This window comes from Pseudomonas parafulva (assembly GCF_002021815.1).
GTDB classification, from domain to species: Bacteria; Pseudomonadota; Gammaproteobacteria; order Pseudomonadales; family Pseudomonadaceae; genus Aquipseudomonas; species Aquipseudomonas parafulva_B.
Genome location: NZ_CP019952.1, coordinates 386,613 through 401,498, shown reverse-complemented (window position 1 = coordinate 401,498; position 14,886 = coordinate 386,613). Strand labels below are relative to the sequence as shown.

Genomic DNA, 14,886 nt, shown 5'->3' with positions numbered 1-14,886 from the left:
ACGTAATGGGTATCTTTGACTGGAAACACTGGATCGTCCTGCTGGTCGTGGTGGTGCTGGTGTTCGGCACCAAGAAGCTGAAGAACCTCGGCAGCGACCTGGGCGAATCGATCAAGGGCTTTCGCAAGGCCATGAACGAAGAAGAAACCAAGCCGGCTGAACCTACCCCTCCTCCGGCCCAGCCCGTACCCCCTGTGCAACCGGTGCAGACCACTGCCCAGGCCAGCCAGGGCCATACCATCGAAGGCCAGGCCCAACCGGTCCAAGAGCCGCAGCGGAAAGACTGACTTATGTTCGGCATCAGTTTCAGCGAGCTGCTGCTCGTCGGCCTCGTCGCCCTGCTGGTGCTCGGCCCCGAGCGCTTGCCGGGCGCCGCCCGCACGGCGGGCTTGTGGATCGGCCGGCTCAAACGCAGCTTCAACAGCATCAAGATGGAAGTCGAACGCGAAATCGGCGCCGATGACATCCGCCGCCAGCTGCACAACGAGCACATCATGCACATGGAAGAGCAGGCCAAGCGCATCCTCAACCCCAATGCGCCGCCTGCCCAGCCTCCGGTGACCACGGCCACCGTACAGCCCCCCACTGGCCTGCCAACCACGCCAGCTGAAACCGATGTAACCGCCCCAGCCACTGCGCACCCTACCCCTGTAGCGCCCGAGCCGCCGCGAGCCCCATGAGCGAGAACCCGGAACACGACCAGCCCATGCCGCTGGTTTCGCACCTGACCGAACTGCGCACCCGCCTGCTGCGTTGCGTTGCCGTCATCTTCCTGATCTTTGCCGGGTTGTTTTCCTTCGCCCAGCAGATCTACACCCTGGTCTCGGCGCCGCTGCGTGATCATCTGCCCGCCAATGCGACCATGATCGCCACTGACGTGGCCTCGCCCTTCCTGACGCCGTTCAAGCTGACCATGATTGTTTCGCTGTTCCTGGCGATCCCCTTCATCCTGCAGCAGATCTGGGGCTTCATCGCACCAGGCCTGTACCGTCATGAAAAGCGCATCGCCATACCCCTGCTGATGTCGAGCATCGTGCTGTTCTATGCCGGCATGGCCTTTGCCTACTTTCTGGTCTTCCCGTTGATCTTTGGCTTCTTCGCCAGCGCAACGCCTGAAGGCGTATCGATGATGACCGACATCGCCAGCTACCTGGACTTCGTGATGACGTTGTTCTTCGCCTTCGGCGTAGCCTTCGAGATTCCGGTGGCCGTGGTGCTGCTGGTCTGGATCGGCGTGGTCGATGTGAAGTACCTGAAGAAGATCCGCCCCTACGTGATCATTGGCTGCTTCGTTGTCGGCATGGTGCTGACGCCCCCGGACATCTTCTCCCAGACCCTGTTGGCCGTCCCCATGTGGCTACTGTTCGAGGTCGGCGTGCTGTGCGGCAGCCTGATTCGCAAGCGTGGCAGCGACGAACAGCCTGCCGATGATCATCAAGACCAACCACCCGCGACGCAGCCGTGAACCTGCTGCTGCTGGAGGAGGCCGATTTCATCGCGGCTGACCGGGTTGTATTGGCTGATCGTCGTTTCGTCCATATGCAGGATGTGCACGGGGTCGCCGTCGGTGACACGTTGCGCGTTGGCCGCATCAACGGCCTGATGGGCCTGGCGACGGTGCAGCGCCTGGAGCGCCATGAGGCCGAGCTTCACGTCAGCTTCGATCAGGCACCACCGGCCAAGCTGCCGTTGACCCTGGTGCTGGCGGTGCCACGGCCCAAGATGCTGCGCAGGCTGTTCCAGACCGTCGCCACCCTTGGGGTGCCGCGCCTGATCCTGCTTAACAGCTACAAGGTGGAAAAGAGCTTCTGGCAAACCCCCTTCCTTCAGCCCGACGTCATCCGTGAAAACCTGATCCTGGGTCTGGAACAGGCACGTGACACGGTGCTGCCGGAAGTCATCATCGAAAAACGCTTCAAACCCTTCGTCGAGGACCGTCTGCCTGCCATTGCCGAAGGCACCCTTGGGCTGGTCGGTCACCCAGGCGACTATCCCGCCTGCCCTCGCGCGGTAGAACAGGCAGTCACCCTGGCCATTGGCCCGGAAGGCGGGTGGATCCCCTACGAGGTGGATCTGCTGGGCAAAGCGGGTTTGGCCCCGGTGCAGCTCGGTGCACGCATCCTTCGGGTGGAAACGGCCGTCACGGCCTTGCTCTCACGTATATTCTGACGAACCGGTCAGCTTTTACCCATCAAGTTTCCGTTTCCCTGGCCGATGCCATTGGCAACAACAACTAAATCGTGCTGCCAAGCCGCCAGGGAGTTTCTATGAATCGATGGTTAACCCAGCTTTTGGGCAACGTGAGTGTGACCCGCAAACTGGCGCTGGGCTTCGGCCTGGTGTTGCTGCTGACACTGATCATCACCCTGACCGGGTGGCACGGCATGAACAGCATCACGGCCAGGGGTGACAAGCTGGGCAACATCTCGATCATCCAGCAATACGCCCAGGAACTGCGCATTGCCCGCCAGCATTATGAGCGCCAGCGCGACGAAGCCTCGATCGGCGAGATGGAGAAGGCGCTTGGCACCCTGGACCGTCAGGTTCAGCTGATGCTTGGCCAGATCGACGAACCCGCCGATCATCAGCGCCTCGAACAGCAGCGCGATGCGGTAGCGGCCTACCAGCAAGCCTTCGCGCAGCTCAAACAGTCGAACTTGCGGCGCGAGGCCAGCCGTGGCGTGTTGGGGGACAGCGCGGACAAGGCCGTCGAACTGGTGGGCCGGGTCCAGCAGCGCCTGCTTCAAGCGGGCGATATCACCCAGTACCAATATGCCGTCACCGTCAACAGCCTGCTCCAGCAAGCGCGCTTCCAGGTGCGTGGTTACACCTATAGCGGCAACGCCGACTATCAGCAAACGGCACTCAAGGCCATCGACCAGGCGCTGGACGAGTTGCGAGGGCTGCCCGCCAAGCTGCCTGCTGAATTCGCCGCCGGCCTGACCGACGCCAGTACCGCCATGGGCGGCTACCGCGACGCCGTGATGCAGTTCGGCGAAGCGCAGAGCGCCAGCGCCCAGGCGTTGCAGCAGATGGCCGACCAAGGCGTGACCTTGATGCAGACCAGCCAGGCCATGACCAGCTCGCAGACCCAGGTACGTGACACGGCGGCCGCTCAGGCAAAGGCGTTGCTGGGGTTGGCCACGGGCCTGGCCGTCTTGCTGGGCCTGCTGGCAGCCTGGGTGATTACCCGCCAGATCATCCTGCCGCTGCGCGAGGCGCTGCGCGGGGCTGAACGGGTGGCCAGCGGCGATCTCACCCTGCATGAGCCTTCGAGGCGTCGAGACGAGCTTGGCCAGTTGCCGGCCAGCATGCAGCGCATGACCCAAGGCCTGCGCGACCTGATTGGTGGCATAGGCGATGGCGTAACCCAGATTGCCAGTGCTGCCGAAGAGCTCTCGGCAGTGACCGAGCAGACCAGCGCAGGGGTTACCAACCAGAAGGTGGAGACTGACCAGGTTGCCACGGCGATGAACCAGATGACGGCGACCGTTCACGACGTGGCACGTAACGCCGAGCAGGCCTCGGAGGCAGCCGTCATGGCCGACCAGCAGGCCCGTGAGGGCGATCGTGTGGTCAGCGAAGCGGTGGCGCAGATCGAGCGGCTGGCCAGCGAGGTGGCCAACTCCAGCGAAGCCATGAGCCAGCTCAAGGGTGAAAGCGACAAGATCGGTAGCGTGCTGGATGTGATCAAGTCGGTGGCCCAGCAGACCAACCTGCTGGCGCTCAACGCGGCGATCGAAGCGGCCCGTGCAGGCGAGGCCGGACGCGGGTTTGCAGTGGTGGCTGACGAGGTGCGCAGCCTGGCGCAACGCACGCAGCAATCCACCGAAGAGATCGAGGAACTGATCGCCGGCCTGCAAAGCGGCACCCAGCGCGCAGCGAGCGTGATGGACAGCAGCCGGCAACTCACCGACAGCACCGTCGAACTGACCCGCCGTGCAGGCAGCTCGCTGGAAAACATCACCCGTACGGTCTCGTCCATCCAGGCGATGAACCAGCAGATCGCCACGGCAGCCGAGGAGCAAACGGCGGTGGCCGAAGAGATCAACCGCAGCGTGATCAACGTACGGGATATTTCAGACCAGACCTCGGCGGCCAGCGAGCAGACTGCCAGCTCCAGTGTCGAGCTGGCCCGCCTGGGCACTCACTTGCAGGAGTTGGTGGGGCGTTTCAAGCTTTGACGGGCAGCTCTTTCGGCGCGGTCAATGACCATGCCGGTCAATAGGCGCATTCAGAATGAGGCTCGCACGCAGCCTCTTTATGCGCACGCAGGTGGCTTGAATAGGCGCGTACCGGGCATTGCCGTTATAGCTGCGTAACCGAAAAAGATCTGACTGACCGCTCCGAATTTTCCTACATGGATTTCAGGTCAAGTCCTACACGTCCTCCGCCGATGGGCAGGGATGGCTTGCATGTATTGCGCGTGCTCTTCATTCCTTCCACTTGCACGGAGAATCCCCATGCTCGGTTACCTCAACCGCAAGCTCGGCAACATCAGCGTCGCCGCCAAGTTGGCCCTTGGTTTCGCCGTGGTGCTGCTGCTCACGCTGGTCACTACGATCAGTGGCTGGCGCGCCCTGGACGGCGCCATCGTTCGCTCGCAGCAATTGAGTGAAATTGGCGAAATCAATGACCTGACCAAGGACCTGCGCGCCGAGCGCATCACGTACCGTGTGCTCGACGATGAGCAGAGCAAGACGCGGATCGGCCGCATACTCGAACAGCTGAGCGATAGGCTCACTACCCTTCAGCAGCGCAGCAATGTCGAAGAATCACGGCAGATGCTCACCGAAAAGCTGGGTTTGCTGCAGCAATTGCGCGATGACTTCACTGAGTTGCAGCGCACTGCCACCAGCCGCGCCACCTTGCGCCAGGCTCTGCTGGTTCAGGAACAGAAACTCAGCACGGCCATCGATGAACTTGAAACCCAGGCCCTGTTGAAGATGCCTGCCGATGGGCAGCAGACCAATGTGCTGGGCATGATGGATACCCTGAGTCGGCATGTGGAGAGCGCCAACCAGCAGAGCCTGGTACCGGCCTACACCTTCGCCCCTGTCGAAGACTTCGCCAAGGTCGGTGAAAGCGCCTTGCAGGCCGCAGGCACTAGCCTGGCTCAACTGGTCAAGGGCCTGGCGCCTCTCGGGCTGCCGCGCGCCGTGATCGAGCAACCAGGCACCGAATTGGCCCGATACCGTGCCACCTTGGATCAGTACCGCCAAGTCGCCGTCAAGGCCGAGCAGCTGCAGAACACCATGGAGCGCCGCGGCGACGAGTTACGCTCGGTGAGCCTGGAACTTGGCAAGCGCAAGGTCGAACAGCGCGACAGGGAAGCACTGGCCGCCCGCTCGCTGTTGACCACCGTGGCACTGCTGGCGCTGTTGGTCGGCGTGGTCGCCGGGTGGCTGATCACATTGCAGATCACCCAACCGCTGCGCCAGACCCTGGAGGTGGCCGCACGTATCGCCAAAGGGGACCTGAGCCAGGTCGAGCCGGTGCAGCGCCGCGACGAGATGGGCAAGCTGCAGGCCAGCATGCGTGAAATGACAATAAGCTTGCGCGAACTGATCGGCGGCATCGACCACGGTGTCGGGCAACTCTCGCAAGCCGCGTCGCAATTGGCCTCCAGCAGCGAAGACACCAAGGTGCGCATCAACCAGCAGCGAGAGGAGACCGACCAGGTTGCCACTGCCATGAACCAGATGAGCGCCACGGTCCAGGAGGTGGCGCAAAATGCAGAGCAGGCATCGATGGCCGCCACCAATGCCGACCAGCAGGCGCAGGTGGGCGATCAGGTGGTGACCGAAGCCATTGGGCGTATCGAACAGTTGTCCGGGCAGATGGACCATTGCCTGGCAGCCATGCAGCACCTGGCCGGCGAGAGTCAGCGCATCGGCAGTATTCTGGACGTGATCAAGTCTGTCTCCGAACAGACCAACCTGCTGGCGCTCAACGCCGCGATCGAGGCGGCACGGGCGGGTGAAGCCGGGCGGGGCTTCGCGGTGGTAGCCGACGAAGTGCGCGGCCTGGCCCAACGCACCTCCACCGCCACGGAAGAAATCGGTCAACTGATCGACAGCCTGCACAACGGCACCGACGAAGTTACGCGCTTGCTGGACAGCAGCAAGAACCTTACCGAGCAAAGCGTGGAATTGAGCCGCAAGGCAGGCGATGCGCTGAGCCAGATCACCGGGACGGTCTCGAGCATCCAGGGTATGAACCAGCAGATCGCCACGGCCAGCGAACAGCAGAGCGTGGTGGCCGAACAGATCAATCGCAGCGTGTTGAATGTGCGTGATGCGTCCGATCAGACCAGTGCAGCCAGTGAGCAGACGGCGGCTTCAAGTGGAGATTTGGATCAGCTTGGGCAGCAACTGAGGGGGATGGTCAGGCGTTTCAGCTTGTAAATACACTGGCGCTGGCAACTGGCAAAAATGCCAGTTGCCCCCCCTTTAAATTTCACGATAGGTTATCAACATCAACTCAGAGCAGGTTGCATATGTATACCGCAAACTCTCACAACACGCTGTTCACCCCTGCTTATACGCCCTATGGTTTCTCTCCTGCAAGTGCGTCAGTCCCTATCGCTTTCGCCGGAGAACCTTACGACGTCAGCTCTAGAGGATATTTACTAGGCAATGGCTACAGGCTTTACCTGCCATCAATTATGCGGTTCGCCTCACCAGACAATATCTCACCTTTCACCGTGATTAGTAGTTATTCGTATTGCGGCGGGGACCCGACAAACTACAAAGACCCGTCAGGGCATTATCCGATACCTCCACAATCCCTTATTAACATCTTTAATAAAACTAGGTACGCTAAGTATTTAAAGGCATATGATACCCAGAAGGCCGCTGCTCTGGATACCTACAATCAAATGCAGCACACCCGACAGCAAATCACCAACCATCAATCACGCATTGACAAGCTTATTGCCGACATCAAAAGTACATGTACCAGCTTAGACTTGGCTGAAAACTATGATGCCTGGGCCGAACATACCCGTTATCAGAAGATATTAAAGAAGCAGAAGCGCGAATTAAAGTCCCTCAAAGCGAACTCACGCGCTGAGATCCGTGCCTTGGAGGAAAGAGTAACTACATTACATTCTAAATTTGCAAGGCAAATGGACTTATTAGGCTTGCCTGCTAACAAAGCGGGCCTAGATCAACTCGAGCCCATCAACCCCATGAATATACGCCAAGAAATCCCGCTCCGACGTCAGAGCCCCCCCATATCACGGAGTGAGAATTTTACATTTAAAGTAAGACCGTCTTACCAATATCTGATCTGATCTTCCGGTTACCCGTGAAGGCCCAGCCAGTTCAAGTGTGGCATTCACACGGCTGGGGATCCGTTTGCAGAGCTGGCGGGACGGTTCAGGTGACGGGATTGTTGAGCCGCGTTGCGGCACAAGGTCGTTCAGGGATACAGGTCCGTCGTAAGAGCGACCTTGTTCCGCAAATGGGGTGCAGAGCCCCCTCAGCGGTTACAGCACCTGACGCAGGAACGCCTGCGCGCGCGGATCCTTTGGTGCATTGAAGAACGTGTTTGGCGAGGCATCTTCCAGCAGCTTGCCATGGTCGAAGAACAGCACGCGGTCGGCCACTTCACGGGCAAAGCCCATTTCGTGGGTGACGCAGACCATGGTCATGCCCTCAAGGGCCAGAGTCTTCATCACATCCAGCACCTCCCCTACCATTTCCGGGTCCAGCGCCGAGGTGGGCTCGTCGAACAGCATCACTTTCGGGTCCATGGCCAACGCGCGGGCAATCGCGACCCGTTGCTGCTGACCGCCCGACAACCGCGACGGATACTCGTTGGCTTTCTCCGCGATCCCCACCTTCTGCAACAAAGCCCGGGCCTTGGCTTCGCGGTCGGCCTTGTTGCGCTTGCGCACCACCTTCTGTGCCAGACACAGGTTTTCCAGCACGGTCATGTGCGGAAACAGGTTGAAATGCTGGAACACCATCCCGACTTCGCGGCGGTAGGCGTTGATGTCGGTCTTGGGGTGCGCCAGATCCAGGCCGGCGATGGCCACATGGCCCTCGTCGAAGTGCTCCAGGCCGTTGAGGCAACGCAAGAAGGTCGACTTGCCCGAGCCCGAAGGGCCGAGGACCACGACTACTTCGCCTTTTGCCACGTGCGTGGTGACGTTGTCGACCGCCCGCACCACATGGCCACGGGTGTCGAATACCTTGAGTAGGTCACGGACTTCAATCACTTTGCGCAAGCCTCCGCTCGAGCCGGCTGGCAATGTGCGACAGCGGCAGGTTGATCAGCAGGTACAAGCCTGCCACGCAGAACCAGATCTCGAAGGTCGAGAACGACGTGGTGATGGCTTCCCGTCCGCTTTTCGTCAGTTCGGTAATGGCGATCACCGACACCAGCGAGGTGTCCTTGACCAGGCTGATGAACTGACCAGCCAACGGCGGCAGTACACGCTTGAACGCCTGGGGCAGTATCACATGACGCATCGACTGCCCGGCATTGAGGCCCAGCGAGCGCGCAGCTTCGTTCTGCCCCTTGGCGATGGACTGCACGCCGGCACGCACGATTTCCGCCACATAGGCACCTGTGAACAGCGCCAGGGCGGCTACACCGGCAAACTCCCGCGACAGGTTCAGGACCGTGCCGATGAAGAAGTAGAAGATGAAGATCTGAACCAGCAGCGGCGTGCCGCGCACCAGCTCGACATAGACGGTCGACAGGTCATGCAGCGTGGGGTTGGTCGACAACCGGCACAGGCCGGCAAACAGCCCGATCAGCAGCCCCAGCGCACCGGAAACCACCGAAATCCACAGTGTGGTCCACAACCCCCAAGCCAGTGGCCCTGCGGCCCAGTGCCGGGTCACCCCTATCTGGTCCCCTTCGGCCACATCGTCGCCGCGGCTCAGTTGCAGGCTGTCCTTGGCCACGTCCAGGACCTGAAGCGCCCCGCTTTCATCCTTCAAGGTGACGCGGGCTTCATCCCCGGTGATGACGACTTCCTGCACGGTGCCGTAGTCGCTCGCGCGCTGTACGTCCTCGGCCTGATAGGCGAAATACTGAGGGACGCGGTTCCAGCGCCACTCGTATGAAATCATCGAGGTGGCCATGTACAGGCTGACGGCCAGGCCTACCAGGACCAGTGCAGTCAGCCCATGCCAGGGCCACTGGGCCTTCTTGTGTTTGATCACGTTGGATACTCCGGAAAACGGCAGGCCGCAAGCCACAAGCCGCAGCCTATGGCCGATCCCGTAAGGTCGGTCACTGGCTGCGGCCTGCAGCTTGCGGCCTGAAGGTGCCTTTTATTCCATGTCCTTGAGCCAGTCCTTGTTCTTGAACCACTTGTCGTGAATACGATCGTAGGTCCCGTCATGCTTGATCTGGTGCAGGAAGTTGTTGATGAAGTTGATGCTATCGTAGTCGCCTTTCTTCAGGCCGAAGGCCAGCGGCTCGTAGGTGAAGGGTTCTTCGAGGAACAGCAGCTTGCCCGCACCGGCCTTCTCGACGGCCACTACGTTATAAGGAGCGTCATAGACAAAGGCATCCGCCTTGCCGTTGACCACATCCATGACCGCTTCCTGCTCATTGTCATAGCCGTGGTACTTGGCTTTGCCGATCAGCTTCTTGGCCACCATCTCGCCGGTGGTCCCCAGCTTGGAGGTCAGGCGATACTTCTCGTTGTTCAGGTCCTTGTACGACTTGATCTCGCCGGCCAGGTCCTTGCGGATCAGCAGGGTCTGGCCCACGACGATGAAGGGTTCGCTGAAGTTCAGGCGCAGGTTGCGCTCCTGGGTCAGGGTCATGCCGCTGCCGATCATGTCGAACTTGTCGGTCAGCAGGGCGGGAATGATGCCGTCATAAGCGGTGGATACCGCTTCGAACTTCACGCCCATCGACTTGGCCATGGCCTTGAGGATGTCGACCTCGAAGCCGATGATCTCGCCACGCTTGTTGGTCATCTGGAACGGCATGTAGGTCGGGTCCATGCCCACACGCAGCGTGCCACGCTTGACGGCCTCGTCGATGGCCCCGGCCTGGGCAGCGGACACCGCTACCAGAGCGGTCATGCCCACCAGCAGCCGCGAAAGGTATTTCTTGAACATCACCAAGTCCCCTGAAAGTAGAAGTAGCGCGTTTTCTTATTGGTACGGCCTTGCGGGCCGCCGTGAGCTATCGGAGAGGGATGCTAACGCATGGCGCGCTGGCGATATAGCATCGGGGGGGACTTTGTTGGCCTAAATCGGCCCGAAGGGCGAAAGCGTCGCGGGCCAACCCGCTCCGGTCTGACCCTGCAAGCCTCGGCTGCAGGGCAGGTCAGAACGGGCTGGCCCGCGTATGGCGCAGGTCAAGAGCCTGCGAGCGCCGGTTGGCCTTCCTGTTCAGGATGCAGCGGCAACAACGGCGAATGCGGGTCGCTCTTGATCGAAGCGCGCCAGGCATCGATCCATGCCGCGTGCTGCTGCGACCATACCTGGTCGTGCAGGCGGGTCAGCGCAACGGGATCGCTCAGCAATGCCAGGCGCGTGCCCAGGTCGAGCCCATGGGGGCCGACTTCCAGGGCTTTGGCGATGCGTTCGGCCCGCATGGCCTCGATGGGTGCTGCCTGACCGTGCCGGGCAGTGGCCATGGCGCACGCCAGGGCGTTCTGCCGCGGGTCCACCACAGCGCGCACAAAACCGTCGCGCAGGGCGTGCCAGCGGTTCTCGTGGGTGTACTGGTCCGTGGCCAGCAGCTCCTGCGGCGTGGCGTACTCCTCAGGAATCAGGAACAGCTTCTCGTCCTTGGCGGCCAGACCCAGGCGGGTACGGCTGGAAATGACCGAGACCGGGATGGACAGCATCAACGAGCCCACGATCGGCGTCAGCCACCACAGGAAGCTGGGGTTCAGCCAGGCTACCAGGCCTGCCCATGCCACGCCCAGCAAGGTTTGCGGACCATGGCGCTTGACCGCCTCGCTCCAGGGCGTGGAGTCATCGTCGCGCTGGGGAGAGTTCCAAGTGGCGGCCCAGCCCAGGAATGCGGCGAGCACGAAGCGGGTGTGGAAGATCATGCGCACCGGAGCCAGCAACATGGAGAACAGCATTTCCATGAGCATCGACAAGGTGACCTTGATCCGCCCACCGTACTCCACCGCGCCCTTGGCCCAGATCAGGATGACGCTGAGCAGTTTGGGCAGGAACAGCAGCACGATGGTGGTGGAGAACAACGCCACGGCTTTTTCCGGGTGCCATTGAGGCCACAGCGGGTACAGCTGGTACGGCTCGATGAAGTACTGGGGCTCCATCAAGGTGTTGGTCGCCAGCAACGCGGTCGACAGCACCAGGAACAGGAACCACAACGGCGCAGACAGGTAGGACATGACACCCGTCAGGAACACGGCACGGTGCACCGGGTGCACGCCCTTGACCAGGAACAGCCGGAAGTTCATCAGGTTGCCATGGCACCAGCGACGGTCGCGCTTGAGTTCGTCGAGCAGGTTGGGCGGCAGTTCTTCATAGCTGCCCGGCAAGTCATAGGCGATCCATACCCCCCAACCGGCACGGCGCATGAGCGCGGCTTCGACGAAATCGTGGGAGAGAATGGCCCCAGCGAACGCACCCTTGCCTGGCAATGGCGCCAATGCGCAGTGTTCGATGAACGGCTTCATGCGGATGATCGCATTGTGCCCCCAGTAGTGCGACTCGCCCAGCTGCCAGAAATGCAGGCCGGCCGTGAACAATGGGCCGTATACGCGCGTGGCGAACTGCTGCATGCGTGCATACAGGGTATCCATACCCGACGCCTTGGGCCCGGTCTGGATGATGCCGGCATCAGGGTTGGCCTCCATCAGGCGCACCAGGCTGCTCAGGCATTCGCCGCTCATGACGCTGTCGGCGTCCAGCACCACCATGTACTTGTACTCGCTGCCCCAGCGGCGGCAGAAGTCGTCGAGGTTACCGCTTTTGCGCTTCACCCGACGCCGGCGACGGCGGTAGAAGATACGGCCGAACCCCTTGGTTTCACGGCACACGTCCAGCCATGCCTGTTGCTCGGCAACGGCAATGTCGGTGTCGTTGGTGTCGCTGAGCACAAAGAAGTCGAAGCGGTCCAGGTTACCGCTGGCTGCCACCGACTCGAACGTTGCACGCAGGCCTGCGAACACCCGCGGCACGTCTTCGTTGCAGATCGGCATGACCAGCGCGGTCCGTGCGTCTGGCGCGATGGGTTCGTTGCCGGCACTGCTGCCGGAAATCTTGTACTTGTCGCGCCCGGTTAGCAGCTCGAGGAAGCCCATCAGGGCTGTCCAGAAGCCGGCCGACACCCAGCAGAACAGAATCCCGAAGAGAATCAGGATGGACGTCTGCAAGGCGTACGGCCATACCTGCACCACCGTATCCCAGATCGGCTGGGCGAAGATTTCGTCCAGATCGACAAACGACCAGCCCTGGTAGGGCAGGATGCTCTTCATGTACCAGCCAGCGACCAAGGTCTGCCCGATCATCAGTGCCAACAGGATGTATCGGCGGATCGAACCGACAGTACGCCAGCGGGCCGCCGGCAACTCACGCTTGGGTGGCTGCGGTACGTTGGTACGCCCGGTCAGGCGCCGCCATGCCCGCACCAGCAGATTGGTACGCCATGGTTCGGGCACGACCTTGGTACGCGTGATGGGCGGCGCGATCTTCAGGCACAGGCGCCCGTTACCGTCCACACCGAGCATTTCGGCCTCTTCCAGTTCGCCCGCAGTGCCGACCGTCAGGCGCGAGCCCACCGAGGCCTGCACGGCCTCGGCTGGGCTGGCGGGCGAGGTGGCCGCCAGGCGCTGGTGCAGTTCGCTGAACGATGTGCACGTGGCAAGTTCCGCGCGCTGCTCATCGCTCAGTGGAAGGTGGGCCAGGTATTCGCCAAGCGATACCGGCCTTGGGCTCGGATTACTCATCGGCAGGCAACTGATAGGTCCAGGTTTCGGTCAGCACCTTTTCGGTGGTGGCCGCAGCCCCGGCAGCGGGCGCCGCGTCGGCGGCAGGTTGTTCGGCTTTGACGGTCTTCTCGGCCTTGGCATGCTTGGCAGACGCCTTTTCCTGCTTGGCGTCCTTGGCAGGCGCTGGCGCCTCTACCGGCACATCACGTACCAGCGCTGCACGCATTTCAGTCGACTTGTTGGCCTCCTTGACCTTCAGGCGCAGGGTCAGGCGCCAGCCCTTGGTTTCAGGGTTGTAGCGCAGGTTGTTCTCGACCACCTCACCGTTGTCGCCCACGCTGATCTGGCTGCGCACTGGGGTGTCTTCAGGCAAGGCGGCCAGGGCCGGGCCTGCGAAGTCGACCAGAAACGCCACGCTGCCATCAGGCTGGCGGATCAGGTTGGACTGCTTGACGTCACCGGTGGAGCGCAGGGTCTGCTTGACCCAGCCCAACTCAGGCGCCTGGAACTTGGGCTCGTCGATGGTCCAGTGCAGGCGGTAGGCGAACTCGGCCGCTTCGCCAGGCTCGGGCAGCTTTTCCGGGCTCCAGAAGGCAACGATGTTGTCGTTGGTTTCGTCGGCCGTCGGGATTTCCACCAGGTCGACGGTACCCTTGCCCCAGTCGCCTTTGGGTTCGATCCAGGCACTTGGGCGCTTCTGGTAGTTATCGTCCAGGTCTTCATAGTCGCTGAAGGCGCGCTGGCGCTGCATCAGACCAAACCCGCGCGGGTTCTCGACGCTGAAGTTGCTGACCGACAGATGCTTGGGGTTGTTCAGCGGGCGCCACAGCCACTCGCCGTTGCCGGTATGGATGGACAAGCCTTCGGAATCGTGCAGCGCTGGGCGGTAGTTGAGGACCTTGGACGGCTGGTTCGGGCCGAACAGGTACATGCTGGTCAACGGCGCTACGCCAAGGCGGCTGACGTGATCGCGCAGGTACACGCGCGACTGCACGTCAACGACCGTGTCGTTGCCAGGACGCAGGGTGAGCTTGTAGGCACCGGTTGAGCGCGGCGAGTCCAGCAGCGCGTAGATCACTAAATGCTTGTCGGCCGGCTGCGGCTTCTCGACCCAGAACTCGGTGAACCGTGGGAATTCTTCGCCCGAGGGCAGCGCCGTGTCGATGGCCAAGCCACGGGCCGACAGGCCATAGACATGGCCCTTGCCAACGACGCGGAAATAGCTGGCGCCAAGCAGGGTCATGATTTCGTCCTGCTTGTCGGCCTTGTTGATCGGGTACAGCACGCGGAAGCCCGCATAGCCCAGGTTCTTGGTGGCATTGGCATCATGCGGCACGTCGCCGAACTCGAAGCGGCTCGGGTCGTACTTGATTTCCTGGACCTTGGTGGCGGTGACTTCGTTGATTTTCACCGGCGTATCGAAATGCATGCCCTGGTGGTAGAACGACAGCTTGAACGGCGTCTTGTCGTTGGCCCACTCGGCCTTTTCCTGCAGGAAATGGATCTTCTGGTAGTCCGCGAACTTCATGTCGCGGAAAACGGCCGGCAGGTTGCTTTTGGGCGCTTCGTACTTCTGGCCGGCCAGATCCTTTGCCTTGGCGGCAACATCGTCAAGATTGAATGCCCACAGCTGGCCCGCGCTCATCAGGCCAACGATTGCCATGCTGGCCATCAGCGCCTTGCGTAGCCTGACGCCGGGGATTCTTGATGCTTTTTGGGGACTAACAATCACGAGCAACCCTCGCCGAAAACAGATCATGAAACCAACGGCCAGCGACAAATGCCGGGTTGGCGAGCACTGTTCGGACCCCGTAAGGGCGTAATGATTCCCCAAACGGCTACGGACAATGCTCGAGTCAGAGTGAAACGGGCCTGCGAACGCAGGCCTCATGCAGCGCGCGATTATCCAGCAGGTCGCGTGACAACGCATCAGGCTGCAACAACTATTTATGGTATAGAACCGCTTATTCATTCAGGAAAGCGGCTTTTTTAAC

Annotated in this window: 12 protein-coding genes and 2 pseudogenes; 9 read left to right on the top strand and 5 right to left on the bottom strand. The window is 61.3% G+C overall.

Translation table 11 applies throughout. The features are described 5' to 3' along the window. Positions 1-5 precede the first annotated feature (5 nt). The 9 genes and pseudogenes from B2J77_RS01715 (at position 6) to B2J77_RS01685 (ending at position 7,297) form a co-directional block, all read left to right on the top strand. Positions 6-287 (top strand): twin-arginine translocase TatA/TatE family subunit, encoded by a 282-nt coding sequence (locus tag B2J77_RS01715; RefSeq protein ID WP_023533071.1) that lies wholly within the window; start codon positions 6-8, stop codon positions 285-287. A gap of 3 nt (positions 288-290) precedes the next feature. Next, on the top strand, positions 291-680 hold the full coding sequence (gene tatB, locus B2J77_RS01710; protein ID WP_058639872.1) for a Sec-independent protein translocase protein TatB: 390 nt from the start codon (positions 291-293) through the stop codon (positions 678-680). After that, positions 677-1,465 (top strand): twin-arginine translocase subunit TatC, encoded by a 789-nt coding sequence (gene tatC / locus B2J77_RS01705; RefSeq protein ID WP_058604281.1) that lies wholly within the window; start codon positions 677-679, stop codon positions 1,463-1,465. The genes tatB and tatC overlap by 4 nt, the downstream gene beginning before the upstream one ends. Beyond that, the gene (locus B2J77_RS01700) at positions 1,462-2,169 is read left to right on the top strand and encodes a 16S rRNA (uracil(1498)-N(3))-methyltransferase (RefSeq protein WP_078477865.1); all 708 of its coding nucleotides are present in this window, start codon (positions 1,462-1,464) and stop codon (positions 2,167-2,169) included. The genes tatC and B2J77_RS01700 overlap by 4 nt, the downstream gene beginning before the upstream one ends. 98 nt (positions 2,170-2,267) lie before the next feature. Continuing rightward, positions 2,268-3,329, top strand: a pseudogene (locus B2J77_RS21795) (methyl-accepting chemotaxis protein); the annotation flags it as partial. After that, positions 3,312-4,184: a methyl-accepting chemotaxis protein gene (locus B2J77_RS21790; RefSeq protein ID WP_416231920.1), complete on the top strand. Its 873-nt coding sequence runs from the start codon at positions 3,312-3,314 to the stop codon at positions 4,182-4,184. The pseudogene B2J77_RS21795 and the gene B2J77_RS21790, both read left to right, overlap by 18 nt. A gap of 222 nt (positions 4,185-4,406) precedes the next feature. Beyond that, positions 4,407-5,504 (top strand): annotated as a pseudogene (locus tag B2J77_RS21785) (methyl-accepting chemotaxis protein); the annotation flags it as partial. Positions 5,505-5,513: 9 nt separating this feature from the next. Continuing rightward, a complete protein-coding gene (locus B2J77_RS21780) occupies positions 5,514-6,407 on the top strand; it encodes a methyl-accepting chemotaxis protein (RefSeq protein ID WP_392527337.1) in 894 nt (297 codons plus the stop codon). 92 nt (positions 6,408-6,499) lie between these two features. After that, entirely contained in the window at positions 6,500-7,297 is a 798-nt protein-coding gene (locus tag B2J77_RS01685) for an RHS repeat-associated core domain-containing protein (RefSeq protein ID WP_078477863.1), read from the top strand. A gap of 195 nt (positions 7,298-7,492) precedes the next feature. Here the strand turns inward: B2J77_RS01685 and B2J77_RS01680 are convergent, their stop codons facing one another. From B2J77_RS01680 to B2J77_RS01660, 5 genes are all read right to left on the bottom strand, one after another. Next, positions 7,493-8,227 (bottom strand): amino acid ABC transporter ATP-binding protein, encoded by a 735-nt coding sequence (locus B2J77_RS01680; RefSeq protein WP_058639881.1) that lies wholly within the window; start codon positions 8,225-8,227, stop codon positions 7,493-7,495. Beyond that, positions 8,220-9,182 carry an amino acid ABC transporter permease gene (locus B2J77_RS01675; RefSeq protein ID WP_058639867.1) on the bottom strand — a complete coding sequence of 321 codons (963 nt, stop codon included), beginning with the start codon at positions 9,180-9,182 and terminating at the stop codon, positions 8,220-8,222. Before B2J77_RS01675 ends, B2J77_RS01680 begins: the two co-directional genes overlap by 8 nt. Positions 9,183-9,293: 111 nt before the next feature. Further along, positions 9,294-10,094 (bottom strand): transporter substrate-binding domain-containing protein, encoded by an 801-nt coding sequence (locus B2J77_RS01670; protein ID WP_078477862.1) that lies wholly within the window; start codon positions 10,092-10,094, stop codon positions 9,294-9,296. A gap of 242 nt (positions 10,095-10,336) precedes the next feature. Next, positions 10,337-12,910, bottom strand: coding sequence for a glucans biosynthesis glucosyltransferase MdoH (gene mdoH, locus B2J77_RS01665; protein WP_078477861.1), 2,574 nt, complete (start codon positions 12,908-12,910; stop codon positions 10,337-10,339). Next, entirely contained in the window at positions 12,903-14,624 is a 1,722-nt protein-coding gene (locus tag B2J77_RS01660; protein WP_206597718.1) for a glucan biosynthesis protein G, read from the bottom strand. The genes mdoH and B2J77_RS01660 overlap by 8 nt, the downstream gene beginning before the upstream one ends. Positions 14,625-14,886 lie beyond the last annotated feature (262 nt).

Coding starts and splice junctions, on each gene's coding strand:
- B2J77_RS01715 (WP_023533071.1), top strand. CDS start 6: ATGGGTATCTTTGACTGGAAACACTGGATCGTCCTGCTGGTCGTGGTG.
- tatB (WP_058639872.1), top strand. CDS start 291: ATGTTCGGCATCAGTTTCAGCGAGCTGCTGCTCGTCGGCCTCGTCGCC.
- tatC (WP_058604281.1), top strand. CDS start 677: ATGAGCGAGAACCCGGAACACGACCAGCCCATGCCGCTGGTTTCGCAC.
- B2J77_RS21790 (WP_416231920.1), top strand. CDS start 3,312: ATGCAGCGCATGACCCAAGGCCTGCGCGACCTGATTGGTGGCATAGGC.
- B2J77_RS21780 (WP_392527337.1), top strand. CDS start 5,514: ATGGGCAAGCTGCAGGCCAGCATGCGTGAAATGACAATAAGCTTGCGC.
- B2J77_RS01685 (WP_078477863.1), top strand. CDS start 6,500: ATGTATACCGCAAACTCTCACAACACGCTGTTCACCCCTGCTTATACG.
- B2J77_RS01670 (WP_078477862.1), bottom strand. CDS start 10,094: ATGTTCAAGAAATACCTTTCGCGGCTGCTGGTGGGCATGACCGCTCTG.
- mdoH (WP_078477861.1), bottom strand. CDS start 12,910: ATGAGTAATCCGAGCCCAAGGCCGGTATCGCTTGGCGAATACCTGGCC.